The sequence below is a fragment of the Pseudomonas sp. ICMP 561 genome (assembly GCF_002699985.1).
Lineage (GTDB): Bacteria > Pseudomonadota > Gammaproteobacteria > Pseudomonadales > Pseudomonadaceae > Aquipseudomonas > Aquipseudomonas quasicaspiana.
Window position 1 is genome coordinate 320,875 of sequence record NZ_LKBT01000001.1, and the last position, 17,703, is coordinate 338,577.

Consider the following 17,703-nt stretch of genomic DNA (forward strand, 5'->3'; position numbering starts at 1 on the left):
TGGGTGAAGTGGGTCTTAGTGATTGCAGTCCGGGCCGTGCACATGCTCTTCGTCTTCACCGACGTCGGCAGGCTCCATTTCCAGCTGCAGGCTGACCAGATTGGTCGCCAGAGGACGCAACAACAGGTTGGCGTACTCGGCATCACCTTCCTCGACATCGACGCCGATCAGCAACTGGCCGCGGCCATCGTGCTGAATCCAGATTTCCTTGCCCTGCCAGACGACCGCAACGCGGGTGCAGGAGGTTTCCAGTTGGGTGCCATCGGTGTCTTCAAGGATCAACTGCAGGGTGTCGCTCATAATCGGTGTTCTCTATGGAGAGGTAAGGACGGCGGGTCGTGCCAGGCACCACCCGCCAGAATTTCAGGCCAACTGAAAAGGATAAACTGCGCCCAGTTTAAGGATTTGCGTCAATTCATCCAATGCTCCGCGGCATTCGACCAGCAATTGCGGATCTGCCAGATCATCTTCGCTCATGCGGTCACGATAATGCCTGTCGACCCACTGGGTCAGCGTGTCGTACAGCGGCGCGGTCATGATAACCCCGGGATTGACCGCCGCCAGCTCGGTTTCATTGAGCGCGACCCGCAGACGCAGGCACGCCGGGCCGCCGCCATTCTGCATGCTCTGCTTGAGGTCAAAGACTTTAACCTCCCTGACCGGACCAGCACCCGCGGTCAGCTCTTGCAGGTAACGCCAGACTCGCTCATTGCCGCGACACTCTTCGGGCACGACCAGCAACATGGTGCCATCGGGGCGGGACAATAGCTGGCTATTGAACAGGTAAGAACGCACCGCATCTTCGACCGAAACTTCGGCACGCGGAACGCAAATCGGCTGGAGCTGGCCGCCGCAACGGGCAAGCTTGTCCTGCAATTCAGCCAGCATGCGCTCGGTATGGAGAAATGCGTCCTCGTGATAGAACAACACTTCGCCGTTACCCACGGCAATCACATCGTTGTGAAACACACCCTGATCAATCACCGCCGGGTTCTGCTGACCGTACACGACGGCGCTGTCACTCAAACCATGCAAGCGAGCCACGGCCTGGGATGCTTCGAGGGTCTGGCGCGCAGGGTACTTCTGCGGCTCAGGAAATCGCGAATCAAAAGCGCTGCGCCCGAACACGAAAAACTCCACCCCCGCCTCGCCATAGTCACGACATAGACGCGTGTGATTGGCGGCGCCCTCATCACCAAACTGGGCAACAGAAGGCAACGCAGCGTGGTGGGCAAAGTGTTGCGAATTGGCGAACATCGCCGCCAGCACACGGCTGGTGGTCGGGTGCTCGATGCTACGGTGGTATTTGCAGGCCAGGTTGGCGGCGGTGAAATGCACGCGGCCATCAGCGGTGTCGGCGCTCGGGCTGACCGTTGCGGCGTTGGCGACCCACATGCTCGAGGCTGAACAACTGGCAGCCAGCAGAGGTTTGGCTTGCCTGGCAGCCTGCTCGATCACATGTGCGTCTGTGCCGCTAAAGCCAAGACGGCGCAGACCGGCGATATCCGGACGCTCCTGTGGCGCGAGGACACCCTGGGTAAAACCCATGTCCATCAACGCCTTCATCTTCGCCAGGCCCTGCAACGCAGCCTCGCGAGGATTGGAGGACTGCAGGCAGTTGCTTTGCGAGGCGACGTTACCGTACGACAGACCGCCGTAGTTGTGCGTCGGCCCGACCAGGCCGTCAAAATTGACTTCGTATGATTTCATCGGCTCGGCTCCGTGGATCTTTTCTTATAAGCGTAAGGTTCAATCATCGCTTCGCAGCCTTGGGCAGCTTTATCAAACAACATATAACTTACTGAACTGCCATGGATTTTCTGTAGGAGCTGCCGAAGGCTGCGAAGCATTCATCCTGACACTCCGCCATCGCAGCCTTCGGCAGCTCCTACAGGTTCAATGTTTACTGCAGGACAGTCATGACAATCGCACACCCGGCGTCAGGGTCGCAGGCAAGGTCAGGCTGCTGCTCTCCAGCGAGGCCACCGGATACGCGCAATAATCCGCCGCGTAATACGCACTCGCCCGGTGATTACCGGAAGCCCCTACCCCGCCAAACGGTGCGCTGCTCGCCGCGCCCGTCAGCTGTTTGTTCCAGTTGACGATCCCTGCCCGGCTCTCCAGCCAGAACTGTTTGTAACGCGCTTCGGAATCCGACAGCAGACCGGCAGCCAGGCCGTACTGAGTGTCATTGGCCAAGGCGATGGCGTTATCAAAATCCGAATAACGCAGCACCTGCAATAGCGGCCCGAACAGCTCTTCATCAAGAGGATCGCTGACCTCGGACACGTCAATAATGCCTGGTGTGAGCAACGCCGACGTGGCGTGTGGCTGGGTCATTTCCAGTAACGCCAAAGCGCCATTGGCAAGCAATTGCTCCTGAGCCGCCAGCAAGGCACTGGCCGCATGCAGCGAAATGACCGAGCCCATGAACGGCGCGGGCTGCTGATCGTAAGCGCCCACTTCGATGTTGCGCGTGACCTCAACCAGACGCTCAAGAAACGCATCGCCCCAGACGCCCTGTGGCACCAGCAAGCGTCGCGCGCACGTGCAGCGCTGCCCGGCGGAGATGAATGCCGACTGAATAACGGTGTACACCGCAGCTTCTACATCGCTGACTTCGTCGACGACCAGCGGGTTGTTGCCGCCCATTTCCAGCGCAAGGATCTTGTCGGGACGACCGGCAAACTGCTGATGCAGAGCATTGCCAGTACGGCTCGAACCGGTGAAAAACAATCCATCGATGCCAGAATTGGCGGCCAGGGCGATACCGGTGTCACGACCGCCCTGCAGCAGATTCAATACACCGGCAGGCAAACCGGCCTCAATCCAGCACTTGACCGTCAGTTCGGCGACTTTCGGGGTCAGCTCGCTGGGTTTGAACACGACGGCATTGCCCGCCAGCAAAGCCGGGACAATGTGTCCGTTGGGCAGATGCCCGGGAAAGTTGTACGGCCCGAACACCGCGACCACGCCATGGGGCTTGTGGCGCAGCACCGCGTTCGCGTCGCCCAGCGGGCCGCTCTTCTCGCCGGTGCGCTCCCGGTAGCTCTGTACGGAAATAGCGATTTTATTGACCATGCTGGTCACTTCGGTCGCCGACTCCCAGAGCGGCTTGCCGGTTTCTTCACCAATGCACTGCGCCAAAGCGTCTGCCTGGCTTTTCAGGCTGGCGGCGAAAGCTTCCAGCACCGTGATGCGATCTTCCAGGGTGCGACTCGCCCATGCGGGAAAAGCCTGACGCGCAGCTTGCACGGCAACGTCTACCTGAGCGGCCGTTGCACCTTGCCCGGACCATACAACCTGCTGAGTCACCGGATTGAGCGACTCGAACGCCTCGCCCTGCCCGGCCTGCCAGTTGCCTGCGATATACAAGGTGCTCATCAGACAGCCTCCCGCGCCGGGGACAGCGGAACCGCACGGACATTGTCGCCCGCACTCAGGCGCAGGCGCTTGGCGGTCGCCGGGGCAACCACCAATGTACCGGCCGCAAAGCGCGCCGCGCCCACAGTGATTCTGCACTCCTCACGCTTGCGGTTATGAATCAGGAATTGTGTGGCATCGTCACCCGGTGTACCGATGGCCAGCACCAAAGGCGCACTGTCGCGCACGGCGCGGATCTTCGCAGTCTCGCACTCAACCGCTGGACCGGCGTCGAAGATATCCACGTAACCCTGATAGCTGAAGCCTTCGGCCTTGAGCATGGTCAGCGCTGGTTCGGTGTCGGCGTGCACCCGGCCAATCACGTTACGGGCATCTTCGGAGAGGAAGCAGCTGTACAGCGGAAACTTGGGCATCAGCTCAGCAATGAACGCCTTGTTACCGACGCCCGTCAGGTAATCCGCCTGGCTGAACTCCATCTTGAAGAAGTGTCGCCCCAGACTTTCCCAGAACGGCGACCGACCATTTTCATCGGACATACCGCGCATCTCGGCGATGATCTTGTTGCCAAACAACTGCGGGAACTCCGCGATAAACAGCATCCGCGCCTTGGCCAGCAGACGCCCGTTCAAACCGTTACGGAAGTCGCTGTGCAGGAACAGCGAGCACAGCTCGGAATTACCGGTCAGGTCATTGGCCAGAAACAGGGTCGGGATTTCCCGATAGATATTCAATTCCTGAGAAGCGCTGACCGTCAGCCCCACTCGATAGTTGTACCAGGGCTCGCGCAGGCCAACCGCCCCAGCGATGGCGGAAATACCCACTACGCGGCCGTCATCGTCTTCAAGCACGAAAAGGTAATCCGCATCACCGCGCCCGGCTTCGCCGCGAAAGGTCTTTTCCGCCCAACCGACCCGGTGCGCCAAGCGTTCTTCATTGGCGGGCAAAGTCGTCAGGCCAGCGCCTGTGCTGCGCGCCAACTCGATCAGCGCTGGCAGGTCACTGCTGCTTACGGGACGAACGATCATGCTATCTCCTCAATACCACTTCCCTCGGGAAACGGCGAAACTCGCTAAACCAGCCATCCACATTCAAAGGCGTATCAGACCGCCACGACCCGCACGCTGGCATCTTCACCAACACCCAGGGCCTCGGCTGCTGCCAGACTCAGGGCGACCGGCTTGCCTGGCGCCCAGTCCAGTTCCAGCAATATCGCCCGGTAATCCTGCAACAAGCCATTGGCAACCAGATACAGACGGCCGCCGGAACCGGTGTCAGTGGATCGTTGAGCGTCGATTTTAACGGGCACCAAGCGGCTCTGAGCGATGGAGCGAATCCCGGAAACACGCGCATGCAGGGTCGGGCCACCGTCGAAAATGTCGATGTAGTGATCGGTCTCGAAGCCTTCGCGCATCAGGATGTCGAAGGTGATCTGCGCCCGCGGATGCACCTGGCCCATAGCTTCCTGGGCGGCGTCCGGCAACAACGGCACATAAATCGGGTAATGCGGCATCAGCTCGGCGAGGAATGTCCGGCTTTTCAGCCCGCACAGACGTTCGGCTGCGGCATAGTTCAAATCGAAGAAATTGCGCCCGATGGCATCCCAGAAGGGCGAGTCGCCATTTTCATCGCTGTAACCGACAATCTCGGTCACCACCGAGTCCGCGAAGCGCTCCGGGTGGCTCGCGACAAACAGCAGACGCCCCCGGGAATTAAGCTCCGACCATGCACTGCCCACCAGTTCAGGGACCACATAGAAACTGGTCAACAGGCTGTTGCCGGTCAAGTCGTGGCACTGGGACAGAACATGAATCTTGTTATGAATCTTCAGCTCGCGAGAGGCGTGAACGAAGGTTTCGTTACGGAAGCTGTAAAAGGGTTCGGAATAGCCCGCCGAAGCGACAATCCCTGAACAGCCCACCAGTCGTCCGCTTTCACTGTCTTCCAGTACGAAGAAGTAGGTTTCTTCGCCATTGAAGCTCACTTCAGCCGCGAATGAGGCTTCCGAAGCGGCGATCTTGTCGCCAAGCCGTCCCGCATCGTCAGGCAGGGACGTGACACCGATCGGGCTGTCGGCAGCGAGGCGTTGAACCTCGGCCAGATCAGCCATTTGCGCGGGGCGCATCACGAGCATGGTGCCACTCCTTACCAGAACACAGACCGGGCAAACCCGGCACAGAAAAAAAGCGCCACGTGGATCAACGCCACATGGCACAGGAAAATGTCCGACGCTTACCGTGCAGGCAAACGCCGGAAGGTGTTGCGTTGGATCAGCCCGCCATCAAGCCTGAGTCAGCTTGGCCACAGCGCGCTCGAAGCGATCCAGACCTTCGTCGATGTCAGCGTCTTCGATCACCAGACTCGGAGCAAAACGCACCACGTCAGGACCGGCTTGCAGAATCATCACGCCTTCATGCTCGGCAGCGTTGAAGAAGTCCTTGGCCTTGCCTTTCCAGGCATCGGTCAGCACGCAACCGATCAACAGGCCCATGCCACGTACCTGGGTGAAAACACCATACTTCTCGCCGATCTGCTCCAGGCGGGCCTTGAACTTCGCATGTTTGGCCGTGACGCCGTCGCGGACTTCCTGAGTGTGGACCACATCCATCACTGCGTTACCCACAGCGCACGCCAGGGCATTGCCTCCGTAAGTCGTACCGTGAACGCCGACCGCGAAGTGCTTGGCGAGCTTTTCGGTGGTCAGCATGGCTGCCATCGGGAAACCGCCGCCAATGCTCTTGGCGCTGGACAGGATGTCCGGCGTAACGCCGTAATTCATATAGGCAAACAGACGACCGCTACGGCCCATGCCACACTGCACTTCATCGAAGATCAGCAGCGCTTTGTGCTCGTCGCACAGTGCCCGGGCACCTTGCAGGTATTCAAGCTCGGCAGGCAATACGCCACCCTCGCCCTGAACAGGCTCCAGCACCACGGCGCAAGTCTTGTCAGAGATCGCGGCCTTGAGCGCTGCCAGATCGTTGAATGGCACGTGGCTGATGCCAGTGATCTTCGGCCCAAAGCCGTCGGAGTACTTGGACTGACCACCCACGGTCACGGTGAACAGCGTACGACCGTGGAAGCTGTTCAGTGCGGCAATGATTTCGTACTTGTCCGGACCATACAGATCGTGGGAAACGCGGCGCGCCAGCTTGAAAGCGGCTTCGTTGGCTTCGGCACCGGAGTTACAGAAGAACACGCGCTCGGCGAATGTCGCGTCCACCAGCTTCTTCGCCAGACGCAGGGCTGGCTCGTTGGTGAAAACGTTGGAAACGTGCCAGAGCTTGTTGGCCTGCTCAGTCAAGGCACCCACCAGCGCCGGATGGCAGTGGCCCAGTACGTTGACGGCAATCCCGCCGGAGAGATCAACCAGTTCACGACCCGCCTGATCCCACACCCGGGAACCCGCACCGCGCACAGGAATAAACCCGGCTGGAGCGTAATTGGGGACCATTACCTGGTCGAAATCGGCGCGTTGCACCGCAGCTTGCTCAACGGACATCGGAGTCTCCTGAAGAGGAACGCCTGCCTGAAACTGGCGAGCGATGGGAAGATTGTAAGGACTGGTTTGACTCCGGCCTTGCCGCCAGGCGACAACTTGTTACAGCACAAAACCGGGTTTTTCAGTGACTTTCGGCAATGCGACATTAACCATCGCAAAGGCGCAGTTTAAACGTTGCGGGCGGATTGTTGCAGATACAGATGATTTGATTTGTTGGAGCGAGTGGGCGGCAATCCGACTTGCCCGCGAAGAACGATGAATTGACTTGCCTGGATACATTCCTCTGTAGGAGTGAGCTTGCTCGCGATAGCGTTCTTTCAGTCACCTATATGTATTCTGAAAAGCCGCCATCGCGAGCAAGCTCACTCCTACAAGTCCTCAACCACCAAAACTAGCAGGACTCACCCCCGCTCGGCAGGCACCGACGACAATTCAAACGGGCTGCTGCTGCGGCGCTGGTTACGGTCTTCACGGGGGGTCGCGCCGAAGAAGTTGCGGTAGGCGCTGGAGAAGTGTGGCCCTGAGGAGAAGCCACAGGACAAGCCAATCTGGATGATGGATTTGCTGGTCTGCATCAGCATCTGTCGCGCCTTGTTGAGGCGCAGCTCCAGGTAATACTGGCTCGGCACGCGATTGAGGTACTGCTTGAAGATCCGCTCCAGTTGCCTGCGCGACACACACACGTGCTGGGCAATTTCATCCGTGGTCAGCGGCTCTTCGATGTTGGCTTCCATCAGTAGCACAGCCTGAGTCAACTTCGGATGGCTGGACCCCAGGCGATTCTGCAACGGAATACGCTGACGCTCGCCGCCTTCGCGGATGCGCTCCACTACCAGTTCTTCGGACACCGCGCCCGCCAGTTCGGCGCCATGATCACGCGCCAGCACGGCCAGCAACAGATCCAGCACCGACATGCCGCCACACGCGGTCAAACGATCACGATCCCAGTCAAACAGATGGCTGGTGGCAATCACTTTGGGGAAACGCTCGGTAAAATCATCCTGCCAGCGCCAGTGCACCGCAGCGCGATAGCCATCCAGCAGCCCCAACTGAGCCAGTGGGTAAACCCCTGCTGAAAGTCCGCCAATGACGCAACCGGAACGCACCAACTGCTTGAGCGCCGAGGCCAGCGTGGCGTTCACCGTCACAGGTGGCTCATCAGCCAGCAAAAACAGCTTCTGGCAACCTTCCAGCCGCCCCGCCCAAGGCTCGCCGGGCAATTGCCATGCGCCCTCGGCAGGCGCTTCGGCTTGCAGAAACGACAGCTCGTAAAGCACTTCCGGATGGACGCGCTGGGCGACACGCAAGGCTTCCTCGGCCAGCGCCAGAGTCAGGGCTTTGGTGCTGGGCCAGATAAGAAAACCAATTCGTTGAGCGGTCATGGCATGCAATCCGAAACGTGTCGCTGTTGTTGAAACTGTGTGCACAGCTTATGGGGCGGGCATCGACGCCCAGGCTGAATCTACTGCAATCAGCTCATGCTGCTTGCCGCGCAGCATGAACGGTTACGTCTCGAAACGCATCGCCAAAACGTAGCTTTTCGTTACTTCAAGCTACCCGAGAGGAATTGCTGCAAACGTTCGGACTGCGGATTGACCAGGACTTCACGAGGATCACCGCGCTCTTCGACCACGCCTTTGTGGAGAAAGATCAATTGGTTGGAGACTTCACGGGCGAAGCCCATTTCGTGCGTCACCACGACCATGGTCCGGCCTTCCTGAGCCAGGGCCTGCATGACTTTAAGCACGTCACCCACCAGCTCAGGGTCCAGCGCGGAGGTCGGCTCGTCGAACAGCATCACCTCCGGCTCCATCGCCAGGGCACGGGCAATCGCCACACGCTGCTGTTCGCCACCGGACATATGCCCCGGATAGGCGTCCTTGCGGTGAGCAACGCCTACTTTGGCCAGGTAATGCTCGGCTTTTTCCAGTGCTTCTTTTTTCGACACGCCCAACACATGCACCGGAGCTTCGATGATGTTTTCCAGCGCCGTCATGTGCGACCACAAGTTGAAGTGCTGAAACACCATGGACAGACGTGAACGCATGCGCTGCAGTTGTTTCGGGTCCGCAGCGCGCATGCTGCCGTCTTTGTTGGCGACCAGTTGAAGCTCTTCATTGTTGAGCAGAATCTTGCCCGCGTGGGGCTGCTCCAGCAGATTGATGCAACGCAGGAAGGTGCTTTTGCCCGAACCACTGGAGCCAATGATGCTGATCACATCGCCCGCTTTGGCGGTCAGGGAGACTCCGTTGAGCACTTCATGGTTGCCATAGCGTTTGTGCAGGTCCTGGACTTCCAGTTTGTTCATGCTTTCAGTTCTCACAAATCGGTCAGTCATTGAGCAAGCGACCCTGACGTCGGGCAGTACGACCCGCCACCTTGGCCAGCCAGAAGCCCGGCTGGGCGTAACGCAGTCGCTCGATGGCAAACAACACCCCGGCGGTATTCGAGCAAACAGTACTGACCCGGTCAGACAGTGGATCAATCACTTCAAACAGCGGCTCACCCACTTCGACCCAGGCGCCTGCGTCACGCAGGAAACTCACCACGCCAGGGTGCGGGGCGAACAGCAATTCAGTGCCTTCGAACGGCATCCCTTCGCACTCTTCATGGGCTGCCTGCGGCCAGTCACCACTGATAAAACCTTGCCCGGCAAGAAACGCCAGAATGCCTTCGGCATGAGCCTCGGCCTCAGGCTTACCGGTATCGGCCTGACCGCCCAGTTCAATGGTAGTTGCCAGGCAGGTCAGCGGGATCTGCGCATCAGGGAAAATCCGCGACAGGCGCAACCACGGTAGCGAACAGGCCTCGTCGAACGAACTGCCACCCGAGTCTTCCGCCAGCAAAGCCACTTGCACATTCAAATGCGCAGTCAGCGAGCGCCATTGCGGCCAGTGCTGCGGCAAGGCGTACATGTGCAATGCAGCATCGGCGTCGCAATGCAGGTCGAGCACAACATCGGCCACGCACGCGTGACTCAGCAGAATCCGCTGCATGCCGCGCAGCTCACTTTCAGCTGGAGGCAAATTAGCCAGCACCGTGGTCATGGCCTGACGGATCAATTGCACATTGCTGTGCGGGTCATCGCCCAACTGGCCTTCAAGCAATTCGGCCACCGGCTCGCTCAGTTCGGAGAAATCGCGATTGAAATTCTTGCCACTGCCAAACTCGAAACGGCCTTGATGTGCGCCTTGCAACAACTGACCCAGGCCAATCGGGTTGGCGACCGGTACCAGTTCGATAACGCCCTTGAGCGCGCCCTGCTCTTCCAGTTCGGCCAAACGCTTCTTCAGCTCCCAGGCCGTGCGCATACCCGGCAGCTCATCGGCGTGCAGGCTGGCCTGAATGTAGGCCTTGCGCTCGCCGCTGCCGAAACGGAACACGCTGAGGTGGCGCTCGGTGCCGAGAGTGCTCCACGGCAATACATGATCGGTTCTTTGCATGTCAGGCCTTCCGGGGTGCGAGGTAGCCCAGCCAGCGGCGTTCAGCCAGCTTGAACAGGCGCACCAGAATGAATGTCAGGCACAGGTAGAACACGCCTGCGGTGATAAACGCCTCGAAGGGCAAAAAGCTTTCCGAGTTGACCGCCCGGGCCGCTCCGGTGATGTCGACCAGAGTGACGCTGGACGCGAGACTGGTGGTCTGCAACATCATGATCACTTCGTTGCTGTACTGCGGCAGCGCTCGACGCAAGGCCGAAGGCAGCAGGATGCGGCGGTACATTTTGGATTTGGACATGCCCATGGCACGTGCCGCTTCAATCTCGCCCGCAGGCGTAGCCTTGAGGCTGCCAGCGATGATTTCCGCGGTGTAGGCGCTGGTATTGATCGCAAACGCTAGACAAGCGCAAAAGGTCGCACTGGACAGCCATGGCCACAGGAAGCTTTCCCGGACCGCAGCGAACTGCGACAGGCCGTAATAGATCAGATACAGCTGCACCAGCATCGGCGTGCCACGAATCACGTAGGTATAAAGCCACGCAGGCATATTCACCCAAGGCTTTTTCGACACCCGCATCAGACCCAGTGGCAACGCCGCAAACAGACCAAACACCAGGGCGATGCCGAGCAACTCAAGGGTGGTCAGCAAACCGGCGAAGTACAGCGGCAGATTGTCCCAGATCACGTTGTAATCAAAAATCACAGGTCAGCCGCCCTTACTCCAACGGAGTAACGTTTTTCGACAAGGCGCAGAGCCAATAGCGAAACGCTGGTGATCAGCAAATAGATCCCGGCCACCGCCAGGAAGAAGGTAAAGGGCTGACTGGTGGCGTCGCCTGCCTGCTTGGCAAGAAACATCATGTCCTGCAGACCGACCAGCGAAATCAGCGCGGTCGCCTTGGTCAGTACCAGCCAGTTATTGGTGAAGCCGGGGATCGCCAGGCGAACCATCTGCGGCACCAGAATTCTGAAGAACACTTTGGAGTGACTCATCCCATAAGCAAGGCCCGCTTCGGCCTGCCCTTTTGGAATGGCCATGAATGCACCGCGGAAGGTTTCCGACAGATAAGCACCGAAGATGAAACCCAGGGTACCGATACCGGCAGCCAGAGGGCTCAGGTCGATGTAATCGTCGTGACCGAGCGTCGGCGCGATGGTGTTCAAGGCACCCTGACCGCCATAGAAAATCAGCAGGATCAGGACCAGATCGGGAATCCCGCGAATCACAGTGGAATACACGTCACCCAGCCAGGCCAGCCAGCGCACCGGCGACAAACGCAACGACACACCGATCAGACCCAGGACGATTGCCAGCGCCATCGACGACAGGGCCAGTTGCAGCGTCAGCCCTGCGCCCTCGAGGATGACAGCCCCGTAGCCATTCAACATGTTATGCGGTCCTCATGGGTGTAAAAAATGGCGCTAGCCACAACACCGAAACCGGCTTCTGGCTGCGCCATCCGTGACGACAGGTTTACTTGCCGTAAACGTCGAAGTCGAAGTACTTGTCCTGAATCTTCTTGTACTCGCCGTTGGCACGAATCGCAGCGATCGCGGCGTTGATGCGCTCAACGTTGGCCTTGTCGCCCTTGCGAACAGCAATGCCGATGCCGTCACCAAAGTAAGCCGGGTCAGTGAACGCCGGGCCGACAAAAGCATAGCCTTTGCCCGAATCGGTTTTCAGGAAACCGTCCTGCAGCAGGGTCGCGTCCGCTACCGTGCCGTCCAGACGACCGGCCTTGAGGTCCAGGTAGATTTCGTTCTGGGAGCTGTAGGACTTGATCACGGCGCCCTTGGGCTCAAGCACCTTTTTGGCGAAAGTGTCGTGGATCGTTCCACGTTGCGCGCCGATCGTCTTGCCTTTGAGTTCATCCAGGCTATCGCTGACGGTGGTGCCTTCCTTCATGACCAGACGCGCCTGAGTGCTGTAGTAGCGATCAGTGAAATCAACCGACTTCTTGCGGTCTTCGGTGATGGACATCGAGGACAGGATCGCATCGATCTTGCGCACTTTCAGCGCCGGGATCAGGCCGTCGAATTCCTGCTCGACCCACGTGCACTTGACCTTCATCTCAGCACACAGGGCGTTGCCGATATCGTAGTCGAAACCGACGATGCTGCCGTCCGGTGCTTTGGAGGCAAACGGAGGGTACGCTGCTTCAATACCGATTTTCAGAGGCTTTTCGTCTGCGAACACTGGCTGCGCCAGAACGGTCAGCGCCATTGCGCCAAGCAGCATGAGCTTTTTCATTGTCAGGACTCCGTCGGTAAAACACGACAAATGGCAACGTGAGCAAGAGCCCAGGATGCGAAGAGGACTATTGGAGATAGACGCCAGGCGACTGGGACCGGTATGCGGACCTGCAAGCCTGCGGCGAGTGAGCGGCATTTTAACGGGACGCTCGAAGTCGATATTTCTTCAATGCGACAACTAGTTACAAATGCACTGAAAATCACGGCATGCGCATTGACAACCAAAAACGGTTATGCAAAGGCGAAAAGAGGGATAACCCGTGATTGCAGCAAAATGCGCGCCCATTATTGGCAAAGCCTTGTAATACGGCAAGGGCGGGATTGCCGCATGTTTATCTGCCAGCTATTTGAGTAGCAGATTCTTACAGATGTGAGGTGCGTTGCCCCATAAGCGGGAGTGGCGTTACCTGAGCGGTGGGGTGGGTAACAGGTCGATATATATCCTGGTTGGATATCACTGTGTTGCTGGACCTTGTAGGACTGGCTTTAGCCGGGAGGGAGGCATTCCTGCCAATGCAAATGCGGCGGATGTACCAGCCCCCTCCCGGCTAAAGCCAGTCCTACAGACCATAAAAAAAGCCCCACCCGGCTCACACCGGATGGGGCTTTTTGAGGCGCTGACTATCAGGCCACTTTCATTGTCTTGTGCGTATCGATCAAATGCTGCACCACGCTCGGATCGGCCAGGGTCGAGATATCGCCCAGCGAATCGTATTCACCCGTGGCGATCTTGCGCAGGATGCGGCGCATGATTTTCCCGGAGCGGGTTTTCGGCAGGCCTGGCGCCCACTGAATCACATCTGGCGAAGCAATCGGGCCGATTTCTTTACGGACCCAGTTACGCAGCTCGTTGCGCAAAGCATCATCCGGCACTTCACCGCCGTTGAGCGTCACGTAAACGTAGATGCCCTGCCCTTTCAGGTCATGAGGTACGCCGACCACTGCGGCTTCGGCCACCTTCGGATGCGCAACCATCGCACTTTCGATTTCAGCCGTGCCCATGCGGTGGCCGGAGACGTTAAGCACGTCATCCACGCGACCGGTGATCCAGTAGTAACCGTCCTCGTCACGACGCGCACCGTCACCCGTGAAGTACATGCCGCGAAAGGTCTTGAAGTAGGTATCGACGAACCGGTCATGGTCGCCGTACAGGGAGCGCGATTGACCCGGCCACGAATCGAGGATGACGAGGTTGCCTTCGGCAGCGCCTTCGATCAGGTTGCCAAGGTTATCCACCAACGCCGGAATCACGCCGAAGAACGGACGCGTTGCCGAGCCAGGCTTGAGGGCCGTCGCGCCCGGCAGTGGGCTGATCAGAATGCCGCCGGTTTCGGTCTGCCACCAGGTATCGACGATCGGGCAGTTTTTCTTGCCAACCGTGTTGTAGTACCAGTTCCAGGCTTCCGGGTTGATCGGCTCGCCCACCGAACCCAGCAGGCGCAGGCTTGAACCGTCAGCGCCTTCAACGGACTTGGTACCTTCAGCCATCATCGCGCGGATGGCCGTCGGTGCGGTGTAGAGGATATTGACCTTGTGCTTGTCGATGATCTTCGACAGACGCGTGATGTCCGGATAGTTCGGTACGCCTTCGAACAACAGCGTGGTGGCGCCGTTGGCCAGCGGGCCATAGACGATATAGCTGTGGCCCGTGACCCAACCAACGTCAGCGGTGCACCAGTAAATTTCGCCCGGTTTGTAGTCGAACACTCGCTCGTGAGTCAGCGCGGCATACAACAGATAGCCGCCCGTGGTGTGCAGCACGCCTTTCGGTTTGCCCGTTGAGCCAGAGGTATAAAGGATAAACAGCGACTCTTCGGCCCCCATTTCTTTCGGCGCACAGATCTCGGACGCCACGTCCAGCAGCGAGTGATACCAGATGTCACGGTGGCGGTTCCATTCGATGTCGCCGCCAGTGCGTTTGCAGACGATGACTTTCTGCACGCTGGCGGTTTCCGGGTTGGTCAGCGCCCGGTCAACGTTGGCTTTCATGGCGGTTTTCTTGCCGCCGCGCAGACCTTCGTCAGCAGTGATAACCACTTTGGATTTGCAGTCGATGATGCGGCCAGCCAGTGCTTCGGGCGAGAAACCACCAAACACAACCGAGTGGATCGCACCGATACGGGCGCAGGCCAGCATGGCGACCACGGCCTCGGGGATCATCGGCATATAAATAGTGACGACATCGCCACGGTGCACATCCTGACCGCGCAAGGCGTTGGCGAACTTGCAGACTTCGGCATGCAGCTCGCGATAGGTAATGTTGCGGCTTTCGGAAGGATCGTCGCCCTCCCAGATGATAGCGAGGGTGTCGCCGCGCTCTTCGAGATGGCGATCCAGGCAGTTATAGGCAACGTTCAGGGTGCCATCGGCAAACCATTTGATGTCGACACGATGGTCATCGAAAGAGGTCTGCTTGACCGAGGTAAAAGGTTTGATCCAGTCCAGACGCTGAGCTTGTTCACGCCAGAAGCCATCGGGATTGACCACCGACTGCTGGTACATGGCCTTGTAGGTCGCCTCATCGGTCAGCGTGCTCGCTGCGACTTCTGGGCGGACGGGGTACAGGGAAGCTGCACTCATCTTGGTTACCTCGGTGGATAGTTGTTGTTTTATGCCCCTGTTGTATCCGCCTGTCGGCGTCGGGACCATTCGACGATGGTCTTACCGTTCAGATAAACAGGCCCGTTAGGACCATTGAAAGGCACAGACAAGACCGCAGTCAACCGTTCATAAGCCTCTGGCCCGGTGCTCTCAGGGATTGTTGTCAATTCGCTCAATAGTGTTTATCAAAAGTGTTTCTATATGAAGTGCGGTGACAGGCATAGAATCGACTTCGCCAAACAAGGCACCTGATAAATAACTGACAGCCCCCACGGCGAGTTAATCATTAAAGGCTACACATCGCTTTACAAGGGCGGTGTATCCCCTCTCGAACTCAAGAAGGTAAAACAGAAATGAAAGTTTCACTGTTGGTTCTGGCACTCTGTGGTTTCAGCGCATTTGCAATGGCTGAAGAATCCGGAGCAAAAGTTGCTGCCCAACAAGCACGCGTCGAGCAGTACACCTACGGCAGCCACCCTGATATTGCCAAAGTCATTTCCATCACCGCCATCCCTGACGTCTGCAAGGTCGTGCCAATGCGCATGACGTACGAAGACTCCAAAGGCCAGCAGCACGTGATGGGCTATCAGGTCATGGGTAACGGCTGCAGCAATAGTTGAGTGACATCCGTCAGGCAATTATGGGTAGGAGGCAACTTGTTGGCGAGACAGTGTGTCAGGTAAATATTTGCTGATATGCCAACACCTCGCGAACAAGTTCGCTCCTACCGATAATTATCATCCGGCTTGCTGGAAGTACTTAACCCATAATCCCGCAACTTGTTAGCCACTGTTGTATGGGATACACCCAATCGTTTTCCAAGTTGTCGACTGCTGGGATATTCCGCATATAAACGCTGCAATAACGCCTTTTCAAAACGACCGACTATCTCTTCCAGCCCTCCGTCCATGGAGAACTGTGCCAACGGATCGCGCAGGCCGTAATCCGGCAAGCGAATGTGTTCGGCTTTAACCGTCCCGCCCTCACACAACGAAACCGCCTGGAACAGGACATTCTCCAGTTGCCGAACATTGCCCGGCCACTGGTAATGACTCAAACGCTCCTTGGCAGCAGTTGCCAGTTTCGGTAGCAGACAGCCTATCTGGCGGCTGGCCTGATCCAGAAAATGCTCAACCAGCGGGCCAAGACCATCCAGGCATTCACGCAACGGCGGGATGTGCAGGGTCAAGACATTGAGGCGATGGTAGAGATCCTGGCGAAATTCACCCTTCGTGCACAGCTCGGACAGGTCAACCTGAGTCGAGCACATGATGCGCACATCGAGAAAAACGTCTTCGTCACTGCCGACTCGCCGGAAGCAGCCGTCCTGCAGGAAACGCAGCAACTTGGCCTGCATGCGCGAACTCAGCTCGCCGACGCCATCCAGAAACAGCGTGCCTCCCGCCGTCAACTCCAGCAGACCCAGCTTGCCCTCCGCTCGCGCGCCGTCGAATGCGCCAGGGCCATAACCGAACAGCTCGGTCTCGGCCATGGCATCCGACAGGCCCGAGCAGTTCATTGCCATCAACGGCGACTGGCCACGGGGGCTGGCGAGGTGACAGGCGCGGGCCAGCAGCTCTTTGCCGGTGCCCGTCTCACCTTCAATCAACAAGGGTGCGTCCAGCGGTGCCATGCGCCGCGCCTCACGCACTACTGCGGCCATGACTCTGGAACTCTGGAAAATACTGTCGAATCCGCGCAGTTCTTCCTTGCGAACCTGATAGATCTGCTCACCCACCCGATCCGCACGATGCAGGGTCAACACTGCCCCCGCCATCGCTTCGCTGTCGTCATGGCGCGACTGCAAGGGCGCAATATCAGCAAGAAATACATCACCCCGAATGGTCACCCGAAGGCCATTGATCCGGGACTTGTTGCTGCGGATCAGCTCCGGTACATCAAGGTCTTCGGCGTAACGCGACAACCCAATACCCGGCACCTCATCCACGCGCACGCCTAGTAATTGAGCGGCAGCCCGGTTAGCCGCGACGATTGAACCGCCCATGTCGATGGACAGCACCGGAAACTCCAGCGCGCCCAGCAGCGCATCCAACTCCATATGCCGTCGCTCACTGGGCATCAGCCCGACGCGCTTGACGCCAAAGACGCCGGCAATGGCTTCGAAGCGCGGGCGCAATGACTGAAATTGCAGATTGATCAGGTTCGGGCAGTGCAGATAGATGGCGTCGCCATGCTCCCCGCCCACCTCACCCCGGGCGACGTTAACGCCGTAGGAGGCCAGCAGTTCAAGAATGTCGCGGGTCATACCGATGCGGTTCTGGCAGTGCACTTTGATGCGCATGGCAGATGAGTCCTGTGGCTGTTGTTATTTTTGTGATGAGGCGAAGTTTAGCGTCAAGAATTCGTTACACCAGAACCCCGTAAAACTCACTCCATCACAAGATAATCAGGGATTCGCCCATCCCGTAAAGATTTCTTTACGGGATTTCGCCCTTACCGGCCTTTGTCAGATCAAAACGCCGACAGCCTGCAAGCCTGAAATGCGCTATTGATGACCTAGGGCGT

Annotated in this window: 15 protein-coding genes; 1 reads left to right on the forward strand and 14 read right to left on the reverse strand. The window is 58.3% G+C overall.

All coding sequences use genetic code 11. The annotated features are described in order from the left end of the window. Positions 1-15: 15 nt before the first annotated feature. From AO242_RS01515 to acs, 13 genes are all read right to left on the reverse strand, one after another. Positions 16-300, reverse strand: a complete 285-nt coding sequence (locus tag AO242_RS01515; RefSeq protein ID WP_027900080.1) for a hypothetical protein — start codon at positions 298-300, stop codon at positions 16-18. A gap of 63 nt (positions 301-363) precedes the next feature. Next, complete coding sequence (astB, locus tag AO242_RS01520; RefSeq protein ID WP_099267391.1) at positions 364-1,710, reverse strand: N-succinylarginine dihydrolase; 1,347 nt, start codon at positions 1,708-1,710, stop codon at positions 364-366. Positions 1,711-1,917: 207 nt separating this feature from the next. Beyond that, a complete protein-coding gene (gene astD, locus AO242_RS01525) occupies positions 1,918-3,387 on the reverse strand; it encodes a succinylglutamate-semialdehyde dehydrogenase (RefSeq protein ID WP_176560557.1) in 1,470 nt (489 codons plus the stop codon). Further along, positions 3,384-4,409 (reverse strand): arginine N-succinyltransferase, encoded by a 1,026-nt coding sequence (astA, locus tag AO242_RS01530; RefSeq protein ID WP_027900077.1) that lies wholly within the window; start codon positions 4,407-4,409, stop codon positions 3,384-3,386. The genes astD and astA overlap by 4 nt, the downstream gene beginning before the upstream one ends. A 74-nt stretch (positions 4,410-4,483) precedes the next feature. Next, positions 4,484-5,515 carry an arginine/ornithine succinyltransferase subunit alpha gene (gene aruF / locus AO242_RS01535; protein WP_027900076.1) on the reverse strand — a complete coding sequence of 344 codons (1,032 nt, stop codon included), beginning with the start codon at positions 5,513-5,515 and terminating at the stop codon, positions 4,484-4,486. Positions 5,516-5,662: 147 nt separating this feature from the next. After that, on the reverse strand, positions 5,663-6,883 hold the full coding sequence (locus AO242_RS01540) for an aspartate aminotransferase family protein (RefSeq protein WP_027900075.1): 1,221 nt from the start codon (positions 6,881-6,883) through the stop codon (positions 5,663-5,665). Between the two features lie 401 nt (positions 6,884-7,284). Further along, positions 7,285-8,265 carry a transcriptional regulator ArgR gene (gene argR, locus AO242_RS01550; RefSeq protein ID WP_099267393.1) on the reverse strand — a complete coding sequence of 327 codons (981 nt, stop codon included), beginning with the start codon at positions 8,263-8,265 and terminating at the stop codon, positions 7,285-7,287. A gap of 161 nt (positions 8,266-8,426) precedes the next feature. Continuing rightward, the gene (locus AO242_RS01555) at positions 8,427-9,191 is read right to left on the reverse strand and encodes an ABC transporter ATP-binding protein (protein WP_099267394.1); all 765 of its coding nucleotides are present in this window, start codon (positions 9,189-9,191) and stop codon (positions 8,427-8,429) included. A gap of 22 nt (positions 9,192-9,213) precedes the next feature. After that, entirely contained in the window at positions 9,214-10,326 is a 1,113-nt protein-coding gene (locus AO242_RS01560; protein ID WP_099267395.1) for a succinylglutamate desuccinylase/aspartoacylase family protein, read from the reverse strand. A gap of 1 nt (position 10,327) precedes the next feature. Next, positions 10,328-11,026, reverse strand: a complete 699-nt coding sequence (locus tag AO242_RS01565) for an ABC transporter permease (RefSeq protein WP_099267396.1) — start codon at positions 11,024-11,026, stop codon at positions 10,328-10,330. Beyond that, the gene (locus tag AO242_RS01570) at positions 11,023-11,712 is read right to left on the reverse strand and encodes an ABC transporter permease (protein WP_099267397.1); all 690 of its coding nucleotides are present in this window, start codon (positions 11,710-11,712) and stop codon (positions 11,023-11,025) included. The genes AO242_RS01565 and AO242_RS01570 overlap by 4 nt, the downstream gene beginning before the upstream one ends. Positions 11,713-11,797: 85 nt before the next feature. After that, entirely contained in the window at positions 11,798-12,574 is a 777-nt protein-coding gene (locus AO242_RS01575; RefSeq protein WP_099267398.1) for an ABC transporter substrate-binding protein, read from the reverse strand. A gap of 626 nt (positions 12,575-13,200) precedes the next feature. Then, a complete protein-coding gene (gene acs / locus AO242_RS01580; RefSeq protein ID WP_099267399.1) occupies positions 13,201-15,156 on the reverse strand; it encodes an acetate--CoA ligase in 1,956 nt (651 codons plus the stop codon). 374 nt (positions 15,157-15,530) lie between these two features. Here acs and AO242_RS01585 point away from each other — a divergent pair, with 374 nt between their 5' ends. After that, entirely contained in the window at positions 15,531-15,797 is a 267-nt protein-coding gene (locus AO242_RS01585) for a DUF2790 domain-containing protein (protein ID WP_027898011.1), read from the forward strand. 104 nt (positions 15,798-15,901) lie between these two features. Here AO242_RS01585 and AO242_RS01590 read toward each other — a convergent pair whose 3' ends face one another. After that, positions 15,902-17,479 (reverse strand): sigma-54-dependent transcriptional regulator, encoded by a 1,578-nt coding sequence (locus AO242_RS01590; RefSeq protein WP_099267400.1) that lies wholly within the window; start codon positions 17,477-17,479, stop codon positions 15,902-15,904. Positions 17,480-17,703 lie beyond the last annotated feature (224 nt).

What these genes read in the sequence shown, in the direction of transcription:
- argR (WP_099267393.1), bottom strand. Translation starts at nt 8,265, where the DNA reads ATGACCGCTCAACGAATTGGTTTTCTTATCTGGCCCAGCACCAAAGCC.
- aruF (WP_027900076.1), bottom strand. Translation starts at nt 5,515, where the DNA reads ATGCTCGTGATGCGCCCCGCGCAAATGGCTGATCTGGCCGAGGTTCAA.
- AO242_RS01570 (WP_099267397.1), bottom strand. Translation starts at nt 11,712, where the DNA reads ATGTTGAATGGCTACGGGGCTGTCATCCTCGAGGGCGCAGGGCTGACG.
- astB (WP_099267391.1), bottom strand. Translation starts at nt 1,710, where the DNA reads ATGAAATCATACGAAGTCAATTTTGACGGCCTGGTCGGGCCGACGCAC.
- AO242_RS01515 (WP_027900080.1), bottom strand. Translation starts at nt 300, where the DNA reads ATGAGCGACACCCTGCAGTTGATCCTTGAAGACACCGATGGCACCCAA.
- AO242_RS01560 (WP_099267395.1), bottom strand. Translation starts at nt 10,326, where the DNA reads ATGCAAAGAACCGATCATGTATTGCCGTGGAGCACTCTCGGCACCGAG.
- astA (WP_027900077.1), bottom strand. Translation starts at nt 4,409, where the DNA reads ATGATCGTTCGTCCCGTAAGCAGCAGTGACCTGCCAGCGCTGATCGAG.
- AO242_RS01575 (WP_099267398.1), bottom strand. Translation starts at nt 12,574, where the DNA reads ATGAAAAAGCTCATGCTGCTTGGCGCAATGGCGCTGACCGTTCTGGCG.
- AO242_RS01590 (WP_099267400.1), bottom strand. Translation starts at nt 17,479, where the DNA reads ATGCGCATCAAAGTGCACTGCCAGAACCGCATCGGTATGACCCGCGAC.
- AO242_RS01555 (WP_099267394.1), bottom strand. Translation starts at nt 9,191, where the DNA reads ATGAACAAACTGGAAGTCCAGGACCTGCACAAACGCTATGGCAACCAT.
- AO242_RS01540 (WP_027900075.1), bottom strand. Translation starts at nt 6,883, where the DNA reads ATGTCCGTTGAGCAAGCTGCGGTGCAACGCGCCGATTTCGACCAGGTA.
- acs (WP_099267399.1), bottom strand. Translation starts at nt 15,156, where the DNA reads ATGAGTGCAGCTTCCCTGTACCCCGTCCGCCCAGAAGTCGCAGCGAGC.
- AO242_RS01585 (WP_027898011.1), top strand. Translation starts at nt 15,531, where the DNA reads ATGAAAGTTTCACTGTTGGTTCTGGCACTCTGTGGTTTCAGCGCATTT.